Source organism: Allobosea sp. P2_B12 (assembly GCF_056404835.1).
The window spans coordinates 368,252-388,027 of sequence record NZ_JBFUDG010000006.1; the positions used below are offsets into that span (position 1 = coordinate 368,252).

15 protein-coding genes and 1 tRNA gene are annotated in these 19,776 nt (G+C 64.2%); all 16 read left to right on the top strand.

The genetic code is table 11. The annotated features are described in order from the left end of the window. Nucleotides 1-38: 38 nt before the first annotated feature. Nucleotides 39-950, top strand: a complete 912-nt coding sequence (locus tag AC1DYU_RS17210; protein ID WP_476792684.1) for a DUF1444 domain-containing protein — start codon at nt 39-41, stop codon at nt 948-950. Between the two features lie 152 nt (nt 951-1,102). Continuing rightward, nucleotides 1,103-2,293 (top strand): elongation factor Tu, encoded by a 1,191-nt coding sequence (gene tuf / locus AC1DYU_RS17215; protein WP_476792685.1) that lies wholly within the window; start codon nt 1,103-1,105, stop codon nt 2,291-2,293. Between the two features lie 127 nt (nt 2,294-2,420). Then, nucleotides 2,421-2,496 (top strand) — tRNA-Trp (locus AC1DYU_RS17220). Nucleotides 2,497-2,543: 47 nt separating this feature from the next. Beyond that, a complete protein-coding gene (locus AC1DYU_RS17225; protein ID WP_476792686.1) occupies nt 2,544-3,275 on the top strand; it encodes a class I SAM-dependent methyltransferase in 732 nt (243 codons plus the stop codon). 178 nt (nt 3,276-3,453) lie between these two features. Next, on the top strand, nt 3,454-3,648 hold the full coding sequence (secE, locus tag AC1DYU_RS17230; protein ID WP_054211887.1) for a preprotein translocase subunit SecE: 195 nt from the start codon (nt 3,454-3,456) through the stop codon (nt 3,646-3,648). A 14-nt stretch (nt 3,649-3,662) separates the two neighbouring features. Then, entirely contained in the window at nt 3,663-4,196 is a 534-nt protein-coding gene (gene nusG / locus AC1DYU_RS17235; RefSeq protein ID WP_158487547.1) for a transcription termination/antitermination protein NusG, read from the top strand. A gap of 187 nt (nt 4,197-4,383) precedes the next feature. Further along, the gene (gene rplK / locus AC1DYU_RS17240) at nt 4,384-4,815 is read left to right on the top strand and encodes a 50S ribosomal protein L11 (RefSeq protein WP_054144026.1); all 432 of its coding nucleotides are present in this window, start codon (nt 4,384-4,386) and stop codon (nt 4,813-4,815) included. Nucleotides 4,816-4,825: 10 nt separating this feature from the next. Beyond that, the gene (gene rplA, locus AC1DYU_RS17245; protein WP_158487546.1) at nt 4,826-5,524 is read left to right on the top strand and encodes a 50S ribosomal protein L1; all 699 of its coding nucleotides are present in this window, start codon (nt 4,826-4,828) and stop codon (nt 5,522-5,524) included. 514 nt (nt 5,525-6,038) lie between these two features. Then, complete coding sequence (gene rplJ, locus AC1DYU_RS17250; RefSeq protein WP_158487549.1) at nt 6,039-6,554, top strand: 50S ribosomal protein L10; 516 nt, start codon at nt 6,039-6,041, stop codon at nt 6,552-6,554. A 57-nt stretch (nt 6,555-6,611) separates the two neighbouring features. Further along, a complete protein-coding gene (rplL, locus tag AC1DYU_RS17255) occupies nt 6,612-6,986 on the top strand; it encodes a 50S ribosomal protein L7/L12 (protein WP_054144023.1) in 375 nt (124 codons plus the stop codon). 253 nt (nt 6,987-7,239) lie between these two features. Then, the gene (rpoB, locus tag AC1DYU_RS17260; protein ID WP_476792687.1) at nt 7,240-11,391 is read left to right on the top strand and encodes a DNA-directed RNA polymerase subunit beta; all 4,152 of its coding nucleotides are present in this window, start codon (nt 7,240-7,242) and stop codon (nt 11,389-11,391) included. A 115-nt stretch (nt 11,392-11,506) separates the two neighbouring features. Beyond that, nucleotides 11,507-15,703 carry a DNA-directed RNA polymerase subunit beta' gene (gene rpoC, locus AC1DYU_RS17265; protein WP_476792688.1) on the top strand — a complete coding sequence of 1,399 codons (4,197 nt, stop codon included), beginning with the start codon at nt 11,507-11,509 and terminating at the stop codon, nt 15,701-15,703. A gap of 448 nt (nt 15,704-16,151) precedes the next feature. Continuing rightward, nucleotides 16,152-16,523 (top strand): 30S ribosomal protein S12, encoded by a 372-nt coding sequence (gene rpsL, locus AC1DYU_RS17270; RefSeq protein ID WP_038358286.1) that lies wholly within the window; start codon nt 16,152-16,154, stop codon nt 16,521-16,523. A 74-nt stretch (nt 16,524-16,597) separates the two neighbouring features. Beyond that, nucleotides 16,598-17,068 carry a 30S ribosomal protein S7 gene (rpsG, locus tag AC1DYU_RS17275; protein WP_054144020.1) on the top strand — a complete coding sequence of 157 codons (471 nt, stop codon included), beginning with the start codon at nt 16,598-16,600 and terminating at the stop codon, nt 17,066-17,068. A gap of 36 nt (nt 17,069-17,104) precedes the next feature. Then, nucleotides 17,105-19,180: an elongation factor G gene (fusA, locus tag AC1DYU_RS17280; protein WP_476792689.1), complete on the top strand. Its 2,076-nt coding sequence runs from the start codon at nt 17,105-17,107 to the stop codon at nt 19,178-19,180. A gap of 54 nt (nt 19,181-19,234) precedes the next feature. Further along, the coding region (locus tag AC1DYU_RS17285) for a GTP-binding protein (RefSeq protein WP_476792690.1) at nt 19,235-19,776 on the top strand (542 nt) is incomplete at its 3' end.

The following is a 19,776-nucleotide window of genomic DNA, read 5'->3' on the forward strand; positions in this document are numbered from 1 at the left end:
CTTTTGTGCGATGGTGATCGCGGGTTGGGGAACTCGTCATGGCACGCTGGCTGACCATGTTGGTGGCGATCGTCGTCGCACTCGCGGCCGCGACGATCTCGGAAGCGCAGACGCTTGGACGCGAGCGGCTCGACCAGCCGCGTGCGCTGAGCGAGGCCGAGATGGCGGCGCTACTGACCGGCCTGTTAAGCGGTCGCACCGGCGTCACCGACTTGCGGATTGAACGCGGCGATGTCGTCTTCCGGGCGCCTCGCGGCCATGAAGTCAGGATGGGGCTGGCCCAGCTCAGCGCGAAGTTCAATGGATTGCCGGACGCGAAGAGCCGGCAGGGCGCCTTCGACAAGCTGGCGCAACGCGTCGCCGAGGCGGTGGCAGGCCAGCGGGTCCCCAAGCCGGAGGCCGAGGCGGCGCGGTTCCGCTCGACACTCGTGCTGGTTTTGAAGAACCGGTCCTATCTCGAGCAATTCGCCGGCATGGCGCGGAAGCAGGGCGTCTCCCAGGCCCGGCTGGTCCATGTTCCGCTCGCCGGGGACATCATCGTCGCGGTGGCGCGCGATCTGCCGAAGATGATGCGCTTCGTCACCGTCGGCGAGGGCGCAGACTACGGGATGAGCGACGCTGACATGCTCCGCGCGGCCATGGACAATTGGATCCGGCGCGTCAACAAATTGGAGATTCGGGAATTTGGTAAGCTGCGTGCCTTCCATGTCGGCAATGGCGACTACAATGCGTCGATCCTGATCTTGCCAAATCCCTGGAAGCACGTCCCGAATCTGCCGCGCAGTGTCGCCATCGGCGTGCCGTCGCGCGACATGCTCGTTTTTGCCGACGCCGACGATCCCGAGGCGGTGGCGGCGCTGCGATCGCTGACGAAGGTTCCCGATGGCGGCTTTCCGGTGAGCAAACTGATCTACAGGCTCGGTCCCGAGGGGCTGGCAGTCATCCCGTGAGCCGCACGGCATCTGGTCGGGTGTAGCGCTGCGGCCGGGGCAGCGGCCGGTTGAAGGACCCGATCTGCGCAAACCTTGCATTGCTGGTGAAAACCCCCTAATGCGACCGCGTTTTCCGGCCGCGTAGGGCCGTCGATCAGGAACAGGGTGTCATGGCCAAAGAGAAATTCGCTCGCACGAAGCCGCATTGCAACATTGGAACGATTGGTCACGTTGACCATGGCAAGACGTCTTTGACGGCTGCGATCACGAAGATTCTGGCTGAGACGGGCGGTGCGACGTTCACGGCCTATGACCAGATCGACAAGGCTCCCGAGGAGAAAGCCCGCGGCATCACGATCTCGACGGCCCATGTCGAGTACGAGACGGCAGCGCGTCACTATGCTCACGTCGACTGCCCCGGCCACGCCGACTATGTGAAGAACATGATCACCGGCGCGGCGCAGATGGACGGCGCGATCCTGGTGGTGTCGGCGGCCGACGGCCCGATGCCGCAGACCCGCGAGCACATCCTGCTGGCGCGCCAGGTCGGCGTTCCCGCGCTGGTCGTGTTCATGAACAAGGTCGATCTGGTCGACGACGCCGAGCTGCTCGAGCTGGTCGAGATGGAGATCCGCGAGCTTCTGTCGAAGTACGACTTCCCCGGCGACGACATCCCGATCACCAAGGGTTCGGCCAAGGTTGCGCTCGACAAYGGCGACAAGACCATCGGYCATGACGCGGTGATCGCGCTGATGAAGACGGTCGACGAGTACATCCCGCAGCCGGCGCGTCCGCTSGACCTGCCGTTCCTGATGCCGGTCGAGGACGTGTTCTCGATCTCGGGYCGYGGCACGGTGGTRACCGGTCGCGTCGAGCGCGGCATCGTCAAGGTYGGCGAGGAAATCGAGATCGTCGGCCTCAAGGACACCGTGAAGACGACGGTGACCGGCGTCGAGATGTTCCGCAAGCTGCTCGACCAGGGCCAGGCCGGCGACAACATCGGCGCGCTTCTGCGCGGCACCAAGCGCGAGGATGTCGAGCGCGGGCAGATCCTGTGCAAGCCGGGTTCGGTCAAGCCGCACACCAAGTTCAAGGCCGAGGCCTATATCCTGACCAAGGAGGAGGGCGGCCGCCACACCCCGTTCTTCACCAACTACCGCCCGCAGTTCTACTTCCGTACGACGGACGTGACCGGCGTGGTGCACCTGCCCGAGGGCACCGAGATGGTGATGCCTGGCGACAACATCGCCATGGAAGTCCACCTGATCGTGCCGATCGCGATGGAAGAGAAGCTGCGCTTCGCCATCCGCGAAGGCGGCAGGACCGTCGGCGCCGGCGTCGTCGCTTCGATCATTGCCTGATCAGGCACCGACTGCAGAGCTTTGAAGGGGCGGCGGAAACGCCGCCCTTTTTCGTGTCTGGCGGTAGGCCTGCTGCGATTTTCGACTTGAAAAGCCGGAGCGGTTGAGGCAAACCACCGCCGACTACAGGGGTGTAGCTCAGTTGGTAGAGTACCGGTCTCCAAAACCGGTTGTCGTAGGTTCGAGCCCTACCGCCCCTGCCAGTTTCCTCGTGCCAGTTTCGGCCGGGCGCTGCCACCGTCGGACGACGATGACGCAGAACATCTACGACTCTCCCGCATTCTTCAGCGCCTACAGTGCGTTGCCGCGATCGGTTCACGGTCTCGACGGCGCGCCGGAATGGCCGACGCTCCAGGCGATGCTGCCCGATCTCGCCGGCGCGCGCGTTCTCGATCTCGGCTGCGGCTTCGGTTGGTTTTGCCGCTGGGCGGCCGGGCAGGGCGCCTCGAGCGTGCTCGGAATCGACGTGTCGGAGCGAATGTTGGAGCGGGCATGGACGGAGACCGACGCCGTTGCCATCACCTATGAGCGCGCCGATCTCGAAGGCTTCGTGCCGGAACCGGCCGGCTTCGACCTCGCCTACAGCTCGCTGGCCTTTCATTATCTCGTCGATCTCGGCGACCTGCTCGCCCGCGTCGCCGTAGCGCTGCCCATCGGCGGGCGGCTGGTCTGTTCGGTCGAGCATCCGCTGATGACGGCGCCTGTGCTGCAAGGCTGGTCGCAGGACGGCGCCGGGCGGGCGACCTGGCCGGTGAACGGCTATCTCGACGAGGGGCCGCGCACGACCGACTGGCTCGCCAAGGGCGTCGTCAAACAGCACCGGACGATCGCGACCTATCTCGATCTGCTGAGCCGCAACGGCTTTGCCCTGCAACGGCTCGTCGAATGGGGGCCGAGCCCGGAACAGGTTCTGGCGCATCGCGAATGGGCGAGGGAGCGGGAGCGCCCGGCCTTCCTGCTGATGGCGGCGCAGCGGGTCTGACACACCTGCCGCGCGCCTTCTGAAAAGGTGCTTGGCTAACGGCCCGGCCCGTTGTAAGACGCATCCCATGACGGCGCGCGGCTCCCTGAGCCCCGCGCCGCGAATCTTTCAGGACGGTCGATTCGGCGTCGCGGCGACAAGCTCGCGGCGGGATGACCGGAACCCTAAGGCGAGTGCCATGGCCAAGAGCAGCCCTTTCAGCTTCCTGCAGGACGTTCGCACCGAAGCGTCCAAGGTGACTTGGCCGTCGCGGCGCGAGACCCTGATCACCACGGGCCTCGTGCTCGCCATGGTCGTCGTTTCCAGCCTGTTCTTCCTCTTTACCGACACCATCATCCGCTGGTCGCTCGGCATCATCCTCGGCGCCCGTTGAACGGAATCAAGAACGTGAGCACCCGCTGGTACATCGTCCACGCTTATTCGAACTTCGAGAACAAGGTCGCGCAGTCGATCCGCGATCAGGCGGCGCAGCGCAATCTCGCCGACAAGTTCGACGAGGTGCTGGTCCCGACCGAAAAGGTCATCGAGGTTCGCCGCGGCCGCAAGGTCGAAGCCGAGCGCAAATTCTTCCCCGGCTATGTGCTGGTGAAGTGCGAGATGACCGACGAGGTCTATCACCTCATCAAGAACACGCCGAAGGTCACGGGCTTCCTGGGCGCGGACAAGGCCAAGCCGATGCCGATCCCCGAGAGCGAGGCGATGCGGATCAAGGGGCAGGTTGCCGAGGGCGTCGAGCGTCCCAAGCCGACCATCGTCTTCGAGATCGGCGAGCAGGTGAAGGTCGCGGACGGTCCCTTCGCGTCGTTCAACGGCGTCGTCGAGGATGTCGATCACGGCCGCGCTCGCCTGAAGGTCGCCGTCTCGATCTTCGGCCGCGCCACGCCGGTCGAGCTCGAATACGGCCAGGTCGAGAAGCTTTAGTCTCTTCCCTTCGGCGCGGTCCTGTGTCATAGGCCGCGCCTCACATGCGTGGGAGGCATGCCGGTTCGCCAGCCGGAGCTTCATGCCGCACCACGCTCTGCAACCACCCGGGTCCGGGACAAGCAATGTCCGGGCAGGGTCGTCGTCGTTCCGATAGGCATCGGGGCGGACGGCAGGAGCAGCCATCATGGCAAAGAAGATCACGGGTTACGTGAAGCTTCAGGTTCCGGCGGGCGCGGCCAATCCGTCGCCGCCGATCGGTCCGGCGCTGGGTCAGCGCGGCCTCAACATCATGGAATTCTGCAAGGCCTTCAACGCGAAGACCGCGCAGATGGAAAAGGGCATGCCGATCCCGGTGATCATCACCGCGTATCAAGACCGCTCCTTCACCTTCGAGATGAAGCAGCCGCCGGTGTCCTACTGGCTGAAGAAGGCCGCCGGCCTGACCGCCGGTTCCAAGACCCCCGGTCGCGGCGGCAATGTTGGCAAGGTCACCATCGCCCAGATCACCGAGATCGCCGAGAAGAAGATGGCCGATCTCAACTGCGATTCGGTCGAATCCGCCTCGTCCATGATCAAGGGCTCCGCCCGATCCATGGGCCTGGAAGTCGTGGGCTGAGGGGGCGAACATGGCACATATCGGAAAGCGCGTCGTCAAGGGCCGTGAAGGCATTGACCGCACCAAGCTCTACCCGCTCAACGACGCGATCGCGTTCGTCAAGGAGCGCGCCACCGCCAAGTTCGACGAGACCGTCGAGGTCTCGATGAACCTGGGCGTCGATCCGCGTCACGCCGACCAGATGGTCCGTGGCGTCTGCAATCTGCCCAACGGCTCGGGCCGCGTCCTGCGCGTCGCTGTGTTCGCGCGCGGCGCCAAGGCGGAAGAGGCCAAGAAGGCCGGAGCCGACATCGTCGGCGCGGAAGAGCTGGTCGAGATCGTCTCCAAGGGCACGATCGAGTTCGATCGCTGCATTGCGACCCCGGACATGATGCCGCTGGTCGGCCGTCTCGGTAAGGTGCTCGGCCCGCGCGGCCTGATGCCGAACCCGAAGGTCGGCACCGTGACCATGGACATCACCAACGCGGTCGCCGCCTCCAAGGGCGGTTCGGTCGAATTCCGCGTCGAGAAGGCCGGCATCGTGCATGCCGCCGTCGGCAAGGTCTCGTTCACAGCCGAGAAGCTGTCCGAGAACATCAAGGCCTTCGCCGACTCGGTCGCCAAGGCCAAGCCGGCCGGCGCCAAGGGCACCTATATCCAGCGCGTCGCGATCTCTTCGACGATGGGTCCGGGCGTCAAGATCGAGCCCAACACCGTCCTCGGCGGCTGATCCGGGCTTGCCTGCGCTTTGGCCGGTTCGCGCTGGCCAAAGCATGCGTCTTGACCTTTGCGGGTCGAGACGCCACTTGGCAGAGGCGGGCGAAGGCGCTATGACGCTTGCCTGTTTCCATAAGTGATGTGGGCTCCAGCGTGCTTCGCACGAGGGGGTCCGTTTCGCGTTTTTTGGCGGTTTACCGCCAAAGAATGGGTTGTGCGAGCCTGGAGAGCGATCTTCCGGTTCGAATCACCCAGTCCTGTCTGAGACTGCAGGTGCTCCGAGGGTTCGCCCGAGGGCATAATTTCGCCAAGAGGCCTGCATAGACGGTGCAAGAGCTCAAGCGGGGTCGCGAGATCCCGAAGACGGTTCGAACCATCTCGCCCGATCGCGGCTTCGAAGCCGGAGAGGGGACAGGGCACTGAGCGTCGCTCCGATGAAGCACCGGTGTCAACCGGGGTTTTTGAGGGGTGGCAAGTGCAACCGGCGGCGAGCCCCCAAAGGCCTGCCGCCTACCGGAGAGAGCCCAGTGGATAAAGCGGCAAAGAATGATGCCGTCGCGACCCTGAACGGCGTGTTTGCGAACACGTCGGTCGTTGTCGTGGCCCACTATGCGGGTTTGACGGTGGCTCAGTTCCAGAAGCTTCGTCGCGAGATGAAGGCCAATGGCGCCACCGTGAAGGTCGCAAAGAACCGGCTGGCCAAGATCGCTCTTGAAGGCACCGACGTCGCGTCCATCGGCAACCTGCTGACGGGTCCCACCCTGATCGCCTATTCCAACGATCCGGTCGCGGCGCCGAAGGTCGCCATCGCTTTCGCTAAGGAAAACGACAAGCTCGTTATCCTCGGCGGCGCGATGGGCAAGACCGCCCTGAACCCCGAAGGCATCAAGGCCCTGGCCTCCATGCCCTCGCTCGATGAACTGCGCGCCAAGTTGCTCGGCCTCCTGCTGGCCCCTGCAACGAAGATCGCCCAGCTCTCGACCGCTCCGGCTGCAAAGCTGGCGCGCGTGTTCCAGGCATATGCCGACAAGGATGCGGCCTGATCCAGGCCAGTTACCCCTGAAAACCGTTCGAACCTCTTAACCCTATAGGAGCCTATCATGGCTGATCTTGCCAAGCTCGTCGACGAGCTGTCCTCCCTCACGGTCCTCGAGGCCGCCGACCTCGCCAAGCTTCTCGAAGAGAAGTGGGGCGTTTCCGCCGCTGCCGCCGTTGCGGTTGCCGGCCCGGCCGCCGGCCCCGCTGCCGCCGCCGTCGAAGAGCAGACCGAGTTCAACGTCATTCTTGCCGCCATCGGCGACAAGAAGATCGAGGTCATCAAGGAAGTCCGCGCCATCACCGGCCTGGGCCTCAAGGAAGCCAAGGACCTGGTCGAAGCCGCTCCGAAGCCTGTCAAGGAAGCAGTGACCAAGGACGAGGCCGAGAAGCTCAAGAAGCAGCTCGAGGCCGTCGGCGCCAAGGTCGAGCTCAAGTGAGCAGGGCCGGCTTGATGCCGGTCCGACCCTAGTCAAGACCTGACAGTCCCGGGGTGGCCTCCACCTCCGGGGCTGTCGCGTCGTTTCCGCATGGTGGTGCGGGAAGGTTGCAAAGGCCCTGGGTGCAGCTTTGCGTTGCGGGGTCCGTTTTTGAGATGATGTCGGCGCGATGATGCGTCGAGCGGCTTACCCGGCGACCCTTGTCGCCCTCGGCGGATCGCCGGGTAAGCCGTCCGAGATTGCGAGGAACAACATGGTCGATTCCCTCCAGGGCCGCAGGCGCGTCCGCAAGTTCTTCGGAAAACTCAAGGAAGTGGCGCAGATGCCGAACCTCATCGAGGTTCAGAAGGCGTCCTATGACCAGTTCCTGATGGTCGAAGAGCCCAAGGGCGGCCGCGGCGACGAAGGCCTGCAGTCGGTCTTCCGCTCGGTGTTCCCGATCGGCGATTTCTCGGGCGCCTCGCTGCTCGAATTCGTCAAGTACACCTTCGAGCCACCGAAATACGATGTCGACGAGTGCCGTCAGCGCGGCATGACCTTCTCCGCGCCCCTCAAGGTGACGCTGCGCCTGATCGTGTTCGATATCGATCCCGACACCCAGGCGAAGTCGGTCAAGGATATCAAGGAGCAGGATGTCTACATGGGCGACATGCCGCTCATGACCGACAACGGCACCTTCATCGTCAACGGCACCGAGCGCGTCATCGTCTCGCAGATGCACCGTTCGCCGGGCGTGTTCTTCGACCACGACAAGGGCAAGACCCATTCCTCGGGCAAGCTTTTGTTCGCCGCCCGCATCATCCCGTATCGCGGCTCGTGGCTCGACATCGAGTTCGACGCCAAGGACATCGTCTACGCGCGCATCGACCGGAAGCGTAAGATCCCGGTGACGTCGCTGCTGTTCGCGCTCGGCATGGACGGCGAGGAGATCCTCAGCCGCTTCTACAACCACATCACCTATGTGCGCGACGCCAAGGGCTGGCGCGTGCCTTACGACGCCGAGCGCATGAAGGGCTTCAAGGCGACCGTCGACCTGATCGACGCCGACACCGGCGAAGTCGTGGTCGAGGCGGGTAAGAAGCTCGTCGCCCGTACCGCGCGCCAGCTCGCCGAGAAGGGCCTGAAGTTCCTGCGCGCGACCGACGAGGATCTCGTCGGCCAGTACATCGCCGAGGACATCGTCGATCTCCAGACCGGCGAAGTGCATGCCGAGGCCGGCGAAGAGCTGACGATGGCCGCCGAGGCGAAGACCGGCGAGATGAAGGGCAACCTCGTCGACCTGATCGCCAAGGGCTACAACGAGATCACGGTGCTCGACATCGACCACATCACGGTCGGTCCCTATATCCGCAACACGCTCGCCGTGGACAAGAACTCGCGCCGTGAAGAGGCGCTGTTCGACATCTACCGCGTGATGCGTCCCGGCGAGCCGCCGACGCTCGAGACCGCCGAGAACATGTTCCAGTCGCTGTTCTTCGATTCGGAGCGCTACGACCTCTCGGCCGTCGGCCGCGTCAAGATGAACATGCGCCTCGACCTCGACGCCGAGGACACCGTCCGGATTCTCCGCAAGGAAGACATCTTCGCGGTCGTCAAGGCGCTGGTCGACCTGCGCGACGGCAAGGGCGAGATCGACGACATCGACCATCTCGGCAACCGCCGCGTGCGCTCGGTCGGCGAGCTCATGGAGAACCAGTACCGCCTGGGCCTGCTGCGCATGGAGCGCGCCATCAAGGAGCGCATGTCCTCGGTCGATATCGACACGGTGATGCCGCAGGACCTGATCAACGCCAAGCCCGCGGCTGCCGCGGTGCGCGAGTTCTTCGGCTCGTCGCAGCTCTCGCAGTTCATGGACCAGACGAACCCGCTCTCAGAAGTCACTCACAAGCGTCGCCTTTCGGCGCTTGGACCGGGTGGTTTGACCCGCGAGCGCGCCGGCTTCGAGGTGCGCGACGTGCACCCGACGCATTACGGCCGCATCTGCCCGATCGAGACGCCGGAAGGCCCGAATATCGGCCTGATCAACTCGCTCGCCACCTTCGCGCGCGTCAACAAGTACGGCTTCATCGAGAGCCCCTATCGTCGCATCCGCGACGGCAAGCAGACCGACGAGATCATCTATCTCTCGGCGATGGAGGAGGCGAAGTACAACGTCGCCCAAGCCAATGCCGCCGTCGACAAGGAAGGCCGTCTCACCGACGACCTGATCGTCTGCCGCCGCGCCGGTGAAGTCATCGTCACGCCGGTCGACAAGGTCGATTTCCAGGACGTCTCGCCCAAGCAGCTGGTTTCGGTCGCCGCGGCGCTGATCCCGTTCCTCGAGAACGACGACGCCAACCGCGCGCTGATGGGCTCGAACATGCAGCGTCAGGCGGTGCCGCTGGTTCGCGCCGACGCGCCTTTCGTCGGCACCGGCATGGAAGCCGTGGTCGCCCGTGACTCAGGCGCGGCCATCGCGGCCCGTCGCTCGGGTGTCGTCGACCAGGTCGATGCGACGCGTATCGTCATCCGCGCGTCCGACGAGATGGACCCGACCAAGCCGGGCGTAGACATCTACCGCCTGCAGAAGTTCCAGCGCTCCAACCAGTCGACCTGCATCACGCAGCGTCCGCTGGTGCGCGTTGGCGACATCATCAAGAAGGGTGACATCGTCGCCGACGGCCCGTCGACCGAGTTCGGCGAGCTCGCGCTCGGCCGCAACGTGCTCGTCGCGTTCATGCCGTGGAACGGCTACAACTTCGAGGACTCGATCCTTCTCTCTGAGAACATCGTCTCGCAGGACATCTTCACCTCGATCCATATCGAGGAGTTCGAGGTCATGGCCCGCGATACCAAGCTGGGTCCGGAGGAGATCACGCGCGACATCCCGAACGTCTCGGAAGAAGCGCTGAAGAACCTCGACGAGGCCGGCATCGTCTATATCGGCGCCGAAGTGGCGGCTGGCGACATCCTCGTCGGCAAGATCACGCCCAAGGGCGAAAGCCCGATGACGCCGGAAGAGAAGCTGCTGCGCGCCATCTTCGGCGAGAAGGCCTCGGACGTCCGCGACACCTCCCTTCGTGTCCCGCCGGGCGTGCAGGGCACGATTGTCGAGGTCCGGGTGTTCAACCGCCACGGCGTCGACAAGGACGAGCGCGCCCAGGCGATCGAGCGCGAGGAGATCGAGCGTCTCGCCAAGGACCGCGACGACGAGCAGGCGATCCTGGACCGCAACACCTTCGCGCGTCTCGGCGACATCCTGAATGGCAAGGTCGGCCTCGCCGGGCCCAAGGGCTTCAAGAAGGACACGGTCATCACCCGCGAGGGCATGAGCGAGTTCCCGCGTTCGCAGTGGTGGCTGTTTGCGGTCGGCGACGACCCGCTGATGACCGAGATCGAAGCGATGCGGAAGCAGTACGACGAGTCGAAGAAGCGCCTCGAGCAGCGCTTCCTCGACAAGGTCGAGAAGCTGCAGCGCGGCGACGAACTGCCCCCGGGCGTGATGAAGATGGTCAAGGTCTTCGTCGCGGTGAAGCGCAAGATCCAGCCGGGCGACAAGATGGCCGGCCGTCACGGCAACAAGGGCGTGGTTTCGCGCATCGTTGCGGCCGAGGACATGCCGTTCCTCGAGGACGGCACCCATGCCGATATCGTGCTCAACCCGCTGGGCGTGCCGTCGCGCATGAATGTCGGGCAGATCCTGGAGACCCATCTGGGCTGGGCTGCTGCCGGTCTCGGCAAGCAGATCGGCGCGGCGCTCGACGCCTACAAGAAGTCGAGCGACTACAAGGCGCTGCGGGCCTCGTTCGAAGCCGTCTACGACGACAACGAGATCATCGCCTCGATGGATGAGGCCGAACTCGTCGAGATGGGCCAGAACCTTCGCCGCGGCGTGCCGATGGCGACGCCGGTGTTCAACGGCGCCAAGGAGGCCGATATCGAGCGGCTTCTGGAGCAGGCCGGTCTGCATTCGTCGGGCCAGTCGACGCTCTATGACGGCCGGACCGGTGAGCCCTTCGACCGCAAGGTCACCATGGGCTACATCTACATGCTGAAGCTCCACCACCTCGTCGACGACAAGATCCATGCGCGTTCGATCGGTCCGTACTCGCTCGTCACGCAGCAGCCGCTGGGTGGCAAGGCGCAGTTCGGCGGGCAGCGCTTCGGCGAGATGGAGGTCTGGGCGCTGGAAGCCTATGGCGCCGCCTACACGCTGCAGGAAATGCTGACGGTGAAGTCGGACGACGTTGCGGGCCGCACCAAGGTCTACGAGTCGATCGTGCGCGGTGAGGACAACTTCGAGGCGGGCATCCCCGAGAGCTTCAACGTTCTTGTCAAGGAAATGCGCTCGCTCGGCCTCAACGTCGAGCTGATCAGCAACAAGGTGAAGCCGGGCGAGTTGCCCCCGGCTGAAGCGGCCGAGTGAGCCGGTTCGCGCCGCGCTAGAGATAATTTGCCGGCGGCACTGACGCCGCCGGCCATTGAATTGACGAAGCCGGGCAGGGCGGTGCTCCACCCCCGCCGGCGAGAGGAGACAGGCGATGAAGCAAGAGGTCATGAACCTTTTCGGCCAGCAGCCGGTGCAGCAGGCCTTCGACGCGATCAAGATTTCGATCGCGAGCCCGGAGAAGATCCTGTCCTGGTCCTATGGCGAGATCAAAAAGCCGGAGACCATCAACTACCGGACCTTCAAGCCGGAGCGCGACGGTCTGTTCTGCGCCCGCATCTTCGGGCCGATCAAGGACTACGAGTGCCTGTGCGGCAAGTACAAGCGCATGAAGTTCAAGGGCGTCATCTGCGAGAAGTGCGGCGTGGAAGTCACGCTCGCCCGGGTCCGGCGCGAGCGCATGGGCCATATCGAGCTCGCCGCCCCGGTCGCGCATATCTGGTTCCTGAAGTCGCTGCCCTCGCGCATCGGCCTGCTCATGGACATGCCGCTCAAGGATCTCGAGCGCATCCTCTATTTCGAGTCGTATGTGGTCATCGAGCCGGGCTTGACGCCCCTCAAGGACCGTCAGCTGCTCTCGGAAGAAGAGTATGTCCGCTGCCAGGAAGAGTATGGCGCCGACACCTTCACCGCCATGATCGGCGCGGAAGCCATCCGCGAGATGCTGCGCGCGCTCGACCTCGACCAGATCAACGCCGATCTCAAGCATGAGATCGCGACGACGACGTCGGAGCTGAAGCCCAAGAAGCTGATGAAGCGCCTCAAGATCATCGAGGCCTTCCAGCTCTCGGGCAACAAGCCGGAATGGATGGTCATGACCATCATCCCGGTGATCCCGCCTGATCTGCGTCCGCTGGTGCCGCTCGATGGCGGCCGCTTCGCGACGTCGGACCTGAACGACCTGTATCGCCGCGTCATCAACCGCAACAACCGCCTGAAGCGGCTGATCGAGCTGCGCGCGCCCGACATCATCATCCGCAACGAGAAGCGGATGCTGCAGGAATCGGTCGATGCGCTGTTCGACAACGGCCGTCGCGGCCGCGTCATCACGGGTGCCAACAAGCGCCCGCTGAAGTCGCTCGCCGACATGCTGAAGGGCAAGCAGGGCCGCTTCCGCCAGAACCTGCTCGGCAAGCGCGTCGACTATTCCGGCCGCTCGGTCATCGTCGTCGGCCCGGAGCTGAAGCTGCACCAGTGCGGCCTGCCCAAGAAGATGGCGCTCGAGCTGTTCAAGCCGTTCATCTATGCGCGCCTCGACGCCAAGGGCTACTCGACCACGGTCAAGCAGGCCAAGAAGCTCGTCGAGAAGGAGAAGCCCGAGGTCTGGGATATCCTGGACGAGGTCATCCGCGAGCATCCGGTGATGCTGAACCGCGCGCCGACGCTCCACCGCCTGGGCATCCAGGCGTTCGAGCCGACGCTGATCGAAGGCAAGGCGATCCAGCTTCACCCGCTGGTCTGCGCCGCCTTCAACGCGGACTTCGACGGCGACCAGATGGCCGTGCACGTCCCGCTGTCGCTCGAGGCGCAGCTCGAAGCGCGCGTGCTGATGATGTCGACCAACAACATCCTGCACCCCGCCAACGGCCTGCCGATCATCGTGCCGTCGCAGGACATCGTGCTCGGCCTGTACTACCTCTCGATCGTCTCGGACGGCGAGCCGGGCCAGGGCAAGATCTTCGGTGATTTCGGCGAGCTCGAGTACGCGCTGCACGAGAAAGTCGTGACGCTGCATTCGAAGATCAAATACCGCTGGACCGGCCTCGGCGCCGACGGCAAGGACTACACCAAGATCTACGACACCACGCCGGGCCGCGTCATTCTCTCGACGGCGCTGCCCCGGCACGCGAACATGACCTTCGACGTCAGCAACCGCCTGATGACCAAGAAGGAAATCTCCGGGATGATCGACGCCGTCTATCGCGGCTGCGGTCAGAAGGAGTCGGTGATCTTCTGCGACCGCATCATGTCGCTGGGCTTCACCCACGCCTTCAAGGCCGGCATCTCCTTCGGCAAGGACGACATGGTCGTGCCAGAGAACAAGTGGGAGATCGTCGATACCACCCGCGCGCTGGCCAAGGATTACGAGCAGCAGTACCAGGACGGCCTGATCACCCAGGGTGAGAAGTACAACAAGGTCGTCGATGCCTGGGCGAAGTGCTCCGACAAGCTCGCGCAGGAGATGATGCTGCGCATCTCGACCGTGAAGAAGGACAAGAACGGTCGCGATCTGCCGATCAACTCGATCTACATGATGAGCCATTCGGGTGCGCGCGGTTCGCCGGCGCAGATGAAGCAGCTCGCCGCGATGCGCGGTCTCATGGCCAAGCCCTCGGGCGAGATCATCGAGTCGCCGATCATCTCGAACTTCAAGGAAGGCCTCGACGTTCTCGAGTACTTCAACTCGACCCACGGCGCCCGCAAGGGCCTGGCCGATACGGCGCTGAAGACGGCCAACTCCGGCTATCTGACCCGTCGTCTCGTCGACGTGGCGCAGGATGCCATCATCTCCGAGACCGATTGCGGTTCGGAGAGCGGCATCAAGATGCGTGCCATCATCGACGCCGGCCAGGTCGTGGCCTCGCTCGGCATCCGTATCCTGGGTCGCTCCGCGGCCGAGGACGTCACGGATATCGACGGCAAGGTCCTGGTGCCGAAGGGCACGATGATCGAGGAAAGCCATATCGAGGCGATCAACGCTGCCGGCGTGCAGGAGGTGAAGATCCGTTCAGTGCTGACCTGCGCCACCAAGAACGGTGTCTGCGCGACCTGCTACGGCCGCGATCTGGCCCGCGGCACGCCCGTCAACATGGGCGAGGCCGTCGGCGTCATCGCGGCGCAGTCGATCGGCGAGCCGGGTACGCAGCTTACCATGCGCACCTTCCACATCGGCGGCGCGGCGACGATCGCGGACCAGTCCTTCACCGAGTCGAACTTCGAAGGCACGGTCAAGATCCGCAACCGCAACCTCGCCCGCAACACGGACGGCGACCTGATCGCCATGGCGCGCAACATCGCCGTGGTCATCGTCGGCCCGGACGGGGCGGAGCGCGCGGTGCATCGCGTCCAGTTCGGCTCGAAGCTGCGGATCGACGAGGGCGACAAGGTCAAGCGCGGCCAGCGCCTGATCGAGTGGGATCCCTATTCCCGCCCGATCCTGGCGGAGGTCGACGGCACCGTCGGTTACGAGGATCTGGTCGACGGCATGTCGATCACCGAGACGACCGACGAGGCGACCGGCATCTCCAAGCGCGTCGTCATCGACTGGCGCGGCTCGGCCCGTACGTCGGACCTGCGTCCGGCGCTGACGGTCCACGGCCCCGACGGCAAGATCGCCAAGCTGGCCCGTGGCGGCGAGGCTCGCTACATCCTGCCGGTGGAGGGCATCATCTCGATGGAGCCCGGCGCCTCGATCAAGGCCGGCGACGTGCTGGCGCGTGTCTCGACCGACTCGGCCAAGACCCGCGACATCACCGGCGGTCTGCCGCGGGTGGCCGAGCTGTTCGAGGCCCGTCGTCCGAAGGATGCGGCGATCATCGCCGAGAAGGCCGGCGTCATCGGCTTCGGCAAGGACTACAAGAACAAGCGTCGCGTGACGCTGACGCCGCATGACGGTTCCGAGGGGCTCGAATACCTGATCCCCAAGGGCAAGCACATCCATCTCCAGGACGGCGACGTCGTCGAGATGGGCGACTACATCCTCGACGGCAATCCGGCCCCGCACGACATCCTCGCGATCAAGGGCGTCGAGGAGCTGGCGGCTTATCTGGTGAACGAAATCCAGGAGGTCTATCGCCTCCAGGGCGTGGGCATCAACGACAAGCACATCGAGGTGATCGTCCGGCAGATGCTGCAGAAGGTCGAGATCACGGATGGCGGCGATACCGACATCCTGACCGGCGACCAGATCGACCGCATCGAGCTGCAGGAGATCAACGCGAAGATGAAGGAGGAGGGCAAGAAGCCCGCTTCCGGCGTCCCCGTGCTGCTCGGCATCACCAAGGCGAGCCTGCAGACGCGCTCCTTCATCTCGGCGGCGTCGTTCCAGGAGACCACCCGCGTCCTCACCGAGGCGGCGGTCAACGGCAAGTACGACACGCTGGAAGGCCTCAAGGAGAACGTCATCGTCGGCTCGCTGATCCCGGCCGGAACCGGCGCGCAGGTTGCCCGCATCAAGCAGGTAGCGACGCGTCGCGACGATCTCATCGTCAGCCAGAAGGCGGAAGCCGCAGCGAGGGCGGCTGCGTCTGCCGCCAAGGCGGTCGAGGCGTCTCTGCCCGCGGCGGAGTAATCCTTCGTCCGCGCCCGCGCGGACTGCAACAGTTGGACATGGCCGCTCCCGCAAGGGGGCGGCCATGTCGCATTTGAGCGAATGCGGTGTTTCGGGGCGCGAAACCCGCAGGGCAGGGGCTTTTCGCGTTTCGATCCTACAGATTGGGGGTTGACGCGAATCTATCCCCGATGCATAAGCGCGCCACTATCGGTGGTTGTCGGACACGTATGTCGCCTTGGCCTTGTTGCCGGCGAATTTCGCGGCCGAAACTCCACCGGAATTCCAGCGTCGATTGACGACATGGCAAGATGCATGAACGCGGAGCGATCCGTGATCCTCTGCTGGCGAACGCGCCTGAGGCCCCCTGCGGGGAGCCGATGGCGCGGCTTCGTTTGTGTCATGGCAACGACCGGCCTGGGCCAAGATTTAGCGATTTCCAAACGCTCAATGGGAGCGAGAGGCCAGAATGCCGACAATCAGCCAGCTCATTCGCAAGCCGCGTTCGCCCGTCAAGGCGCGCAACACCGCTCCGGCGCTCGAGTCCTGCCCGCAGAAGCGTGGCGTCTGCACGCGCGTCTACACGACGACGCCGAAGAAGCCGAACTCGGCGCTGCGTAAGGTCGCCAAGGTGCGCCTGACGAACGGCTTCGAGGTGATCGGCTACATTCCGGGTGAGGGTCACAACCTCCAGGAGCACTCCGTGGTCATGATCCGCGGCGGCCGCGTCAAGGACTTGCCCGGCGTGCGCTATCACATCCTGCGCGGCGTGCTCGACACCCAGGGCGTCAAGAACCGCAAGCAGCGCCGTTCGAAGTACGGCGCCAAGCGTCCCAAGTAATTTCTGCCTGACCGGCAGGGGCATCAAGGCCCGGGCCGGTTCGCAGCGTTGAAGATTTGACCGGAGACTAGACGATGTCCCGCCGCCATAGCGCCGAAAAGCGCGAGATCATTCCCGATCCGAAGTTCCACGATATCATCGTGACGAAGTTCATGAATTCGGTGATGTACGAAGGCAAGAAGTCGACCGCCGAGCGGATCGTCTACGGCGCTTTCGATATCATCGAGAGCAAGATGAAGAGCGACCCGCTTGCCGTCTTCAAGAGCGCACTCGAGAACGTCGCTCCGGCGATTGAGGTGCGTTCGCGTCGCGTCGGCGGCGCCACCTATCAGGTTCCGGTCGAGGTTCGCACCGAGCGCCGTCAGGCGCTGGCGATCCGCTGGCTGATCACGGCCGCTCGCGGCCGCAACGACAAGACCATGGTCGAGCGTCTCTCCTCGGAGCTGATGGATGCGGCCAGCAACCGTGGCAACGCGGTCAAGAAGCGTGAAGACACGCACCGGATGGCGGAAGCCAACCGCGCCTTCTCGCATTATCGCTGGTAATCGTCGGCTCGACCTCGGAAAGACGAAAGCATTCTCATGGCCCGTACCCATCCCATCGACCGTTATCGCAACTTCGGCATCATGGCCCACATTGATGCCGGCAAGACGACGACGACCGAGCGCATCCTGTTCTATACGGGCAAGTCGCATAAGATCGGCGAAGTCCATGACGGCGCGGCCACCATGGACTGGATGACGCAAGAGCAGGAGCGTGGCATCACGATCACCTCCGCTGCGACGACCTGCCTGTGGCGCGAGCATCGCCTGAACATCATCGACACCCCCGGCCACGTCGACTTCACCATCGAAGTCGAGCGTTCGCTGCGCGTGCTCGACGGTGCTGTCTGCGTGCTCGACGGCAACCAGGGCGTCGAGCCCCAGACCGAGACCGTCTGGCGCCAGGCCGACAAGTACGACGTTCCACGCGTCGTGTTCGTCAACAAGATGGACAAGACCGGCGCCGATTTCTATCGCTGCGTCCAGGACATCATCGACCGCGTCGCCGGCAAGCCCGTCTGCCTGCAGATCCCGATCGGCGCCGAGGCTGAATTCGCCGGCGTGATCGACCTGATCAAGATGAAGGCGATCGTCTGGAACGGCGAAGCGCTGGGCGCCTCCTTCGAGGAGAAGGACATTCCGGCCGATCTGCTCGACAAGGCCGTCGAGTATCGTGGCAAGCTGATCGAAGCCGCCGTCGACATGGACGATGCGGCTATGGAAGCTTATCTCGATGGCACCGAGCCGGATGCCGAGACCCTGCGTCGTCTCGTCCGCACGGCCGTGCAGCGTCGCGCCTTCCATCCCGTGCTCTGCGGTTCGGCCTTCAAGAACAAGGGCGTGCAGCCGCTTCTTGATGCCGTCGTCGACTTCCTGCCGTCCCCGGTGGATCGCGGCGAGATCAAGGGCATCGACTTCAAGACCGAGGAAGAGACCGTTCGTCACCCGACGGACGAGGATCCCTTCTCCATGCTCGCCTTCAAGATCATGGACGATCCGTTCGTCGGCACGATCACCTTCTGCCGCGTCTATTCCGGCAAGGTCGAGACCGGCCAGGGCGTGATCAACTCGACCCGTGACAAGAAAGAGCGCGTCGGCCGCATGCTGCTGATGCACGCGAACAACCGCGAGGACATCAAGGAGGCTTTCGCCGGCGACATCGTCGCCCTGGCCGGTCTCAAGGATGTTCGCACCGGCGACACGCTGTGCGACCCGATCAAGGCCGTCATCCTGGAACGCATGGAATTCCCCGAGCCGGTCATCACGATCGCGATCGAGCCGAAGTCCAAGGCAGACCAGGAGAAGCTGGGCTTGGCGCTGGCGAAGCTCGCCAACGAGGATCCGTCCTTCCGCGTCTCGACCGACCAGGAGAGCGGCCAGACCATTCTCAAGGGCATGGGCGAGCTGCATCTCGACATCAAGGTCGACATCCTGCGCCGGACCTACAAGGTGGATGCCAATATCGGCGCTCCCCAGGTGGCCTATCGCGAGACGCTGACCAAGAAGGTCGAGATCGACTACACCCACAAGAAGCAGACCGGCGGTACGGGCCAGTTCGCCCGCGTCAAGCTGGTGGTCGAGCCCAATGAGACGGGTAAGGGCTTCGAGTTCGAGTCCAAGGTCGTCGGCGGTACGGTTCCGAAGGAATACATCCCCGGCGTCGAAAAGGGCCTCAACTCGGTCATCGGCTCAGGCGTGATCGCCGGCTTCCCGGTGGTCGACGTCAAGGTGACGCTGATCGACGGCGCCTTCCACGAAGTCGACTCGTCGGCCCTGGCCTTCGAAATCGCTTCGCGCGCCGCTCTGCGTGAAGGTCTGCAGAAGGGCGGCTCCGTGCTGCTCGAGCCGATCATGAAGGTCGAGGTCGTGACCCCGGAAGACTACACCGGTTCGGTCATCGGCGATCTGAACTCGCGTCGCGGCCAGATCCAGGGCCAGGACATGCGCGGCAACGCGGTCGTCGTGAATGCGATGGTCCCGCTCGCCAACATGTTCGGCTACGTCAACCAGCTGCGGTCCTTCAGCCAGGGCCGGGCGAACTACACCATGCAATTCGATCACTATGAGCAGGTTCCGTCGGCGGTGGCCGCCGAGGTCCAGGCCAAATACGCCTGATCACCAGCCCGACCTGCTTTAAACGCAACAACGATTTGACTGACGGAGGCTACGATGGCCAAAGAGAAATTCGCTCGCACGAAGCCGCATTGCAACATTGGAACGATTGGTCACGTTGACCATGGCAAGACGTCTTTGACGGCTGCGATCACGAAGATTCTGGCGGAGTCGGGTGGCGCGACGTTCACGGCCTATGACCAGATCGACAAGGCTCCCGAGGAGAAGGCCCGCGGCATCACGATCTCGACCGCTCACGTCGAGTACGAGACGGCTGCGCGCCACTATGCTCACGTCGACTGCCCCGGCCACGCCGACTATGTGAAGAACATGATCACCGGTGCCGCCCAGATGGACGGCGCGATCCTGGTGGTGTCGGCCGCTGACGGCCCGATGCCGCAGACCCGCGAGCACATCCTGCTGGCGCGCCAGGTCGGCGTTCCCGCGCTGGTCGTGTTCATGAACAAGGTCGATCTGGTCGACGACGCCGAGCTGCTCGAGCTGGTCGAGATGGAGATCCGCGAGCTTCTGTCGAAGTACGACTTCCCCGGCGACGACATCCCGATCACCAAGGGTTCGGCCAAGGTTGCGCTCGACAA